This window comes from Microcystis sp. LEGE 08355, assembly GCF_015207185.1.
Classification (GTDB): Bacteria; Cyanobacteriota; Cyanobacteriia; order Cyanobacteriales; family Microcystaceae; genus Microcystis; species Microcystis panniformis.
The window spans coordinates 1-2,276 of the sequence record NZ_JADEXI010000685.1 but is presented as its reverse complement, the minus strand read 5'-3'; the positions used below and the strand labels follow the sequence as shown (position 1 = coordinate 2,276).

2 protein-coding genes and 1 pseudogene are annotated in these 2,276 nt (G+C 42.0%); 2 read left to right on the top strand and 1 reads right to left on the bottom strand.

Annotated elements, in window-relative coordinates; all coding sequences use genetic code 11:
* The coding region (locus IQ242_RS22900; RefSeq protein ID WP_193961532.1) for a hydantoinase/oxoprolinase N-terminal domain-containing protein at window positions 1-847 on the bottom strand (847 nt) is incomplete at its 3' end.
* Window positions 848-931: 84 nt separating this feature from the next.
* On the opposite strand from IQ242_RS22900, the gene IQ242_RS22895 reads away from it, so the two are divergent.
* Both IQ242_RS22895 and IQ242_RS22890 read left to right on the top strand, forming a co-directional pair.
* A complete protein-coding gene (locus IQ242_RS22895) occupies window positions 932-1,939 on the top strand; it encodes a Gfo/Idh/MocA family protein (RefSeq protein WP_193961531.1) in 1,008 nt (335 codons plus the stop codon).
* A gap of 138 nt (window positions 1,940-2,077) precedes the next feature.
* A pseudogene (locus tag IQ242_RS22890) lies at window positions 2,078-2,276 on the top strand (RNA-guided endonuclease TnpB family protein); the annotation flags it as partial.

Below are 2,276 nucleotides of genomic sequence, written 5' to 3'. Positions count from 1 at the left end.
GTGTTTGTACTGCCCCAACTATTCCCCCCGCGGGACCGGATAAAATGCTATCTTTGCCCTGAAATTTATCGGCGGTGACTAAACCGCCATCGGATTTCATAAATAGTAAGCTAGTCTTCGGTAATTGCTGGCTAATACTATCAACATAGCGGCGTAAAATTGGCGATAGATAGGCAGAAACTACTGTGGTATCTCCCCGGGATACCAGCTTCATTAAAGGACTGACTTGGTGGGAAATGGCTAGGTGAGTAAAGCCGATTTCTTCGGCAATGGCTGCCACTTGTTTTTCGTGGTCGGGATAACGATAACTGTGCATAAAAACAATCGCACAACTTCGGATACCCGCTTGATAAACTGGTATTAAATCGGCTTTAACTTGGGCGGGATTAACGGCGATTAATTCTTGTCCTTGACTATCGTAGCGTTCGACCACTTCGATAACTTGTTCGTATAATAAAGAAGGAAGAATAATTTGACGAGCAAAAATATCGGGGCGATTTTGATAGCCAATTCTCAAGGCATCTTTAAACCCTTTGGTGATTAACAAAACCGTGCGCTCTCCTTTTCTTTCTAACAGCGCATTGGTGGCTACCGTTGTTCCCATTTTAATCCCTTCGATGTTATCTAGGGAACCGCTAATATCTTTAATCCCTTGAATGACTGCATCTGGGTATTTTTCGGGATTTTCCGAGAGCAGTTTATAGAGAACAATCCACTGTTGATCGGCAAGGGGAACAATCAGAAATCTAGCGGCATCTCTAGCTAGTCGTTCAATAATTTCTGGTCGATCGATTATCGCCACGATATCGGTAAAAGTTCCCCCTCGATCGATAAAAAATTTTAACATAATCCCTTCCAGTTCTCAGAATCAATTAACAATTGTGCCTAATCCTTTTAAAATAAACTAGATTGATTTATCTGAGTAAGCAAAATGTCCACAGGAATCGCTATTTTAGGGGTAGGACGTTGGGGAGTGCATTACGTCCGTCATTTTTCTCAACATCCCTCAGCACAAGTAGTGGCAATCGTTGACTCCTCTCCTGAAAAACTCCGTCTCTGTCGCGATCAATTTAATCTCGATACTAATAAGGTTATTTTAGCCAATGACTGGGAATCTATTCGCAATCATCCCGAAATCTCAGCCGTAGTCGTTGTTACTCCTGCCATCAGCCATTATCCCCTGATTAAAGATGCTCTTAATTTAGGTTATCACGTCCTCGCCGAAAAACCCTTAACCCTCAATCCCCAAGAATGTGCCGAATTAACGGCATTAGCGGCGCAAAAACAGCGTATTTTATTAGTTGATCATACCTATCTTTTTCATCCCGCCGTTATCACTGGACAAAAAGTCCTGCAATCCGGTGGCATCGGTAAACCTCTTTATGGTTATGCCACTCGCACTCACCTGGGTCCGGTTCGTCAGGATGTGTCCGCTTTGTGGGATCTAGCTATTCACGATATCTCGATTTTTAATCATTGGCTAAATAGTACACCCGTATTGATTCAGGCGAGGGGAACCTTCTGGCTACAACCTAATCTAGCCGATTTAGTCTGGTTAACCCTGATCTATGGCGATGGTTTTCAAGCGACTATTCACCTTTGTTGGTTGAATCCCGATAAACAGCGACGCTTAGGGATAGTTGGCAGCGAAGGGACTTTAATTTTCAATGAATTAGACTCTCGATCGCCTTTAACCCGACAAAAGGGCTATTTTGAACGTCAGGAAGCCTATTTTATTCCCCGGGGACAGGAGACGGAATCTATCCCTATTGCCGATGGTGAACCCCTAAAAGCATTGTGCGAACATTTTTTAGAGTCGGTGGCTACGGGTGTCAATTCTCCTGTATCTTCGGGATCGGTAGGGACCCAATTAGTCAAAATCCTCCAGGCAGCAGAATTATCTCTAGCCAGAGGTGGAGAGATTGTGCGCTTAGAATAGGGAAAAATGGGGTTAACCACAGAAACCAAAAACCTACCTAAAGCTTTTTAAAGTTACTCATTTTTGTAGCTAGATAACTAAAATAAGTAACTTTGTCCACCGATAGATTTTAAGAACGTTATCAGGTATAATCAAGATATGAAGCTAGTTGAACGTCATATTATCAGTCAAAACCATCCCTTCTGGTCAGAAATCGACCATTATGCCTTTTTGTCAAAAAATTTGTTCAATCTAGCTAACTACCATTATCGCCAATATTTCTTTGAAAACTCCCAAAAACTGAGTTTTAATCAACTCTATCATCTGGTATCTAAAACCTCAGATTATTTAGCTTTAC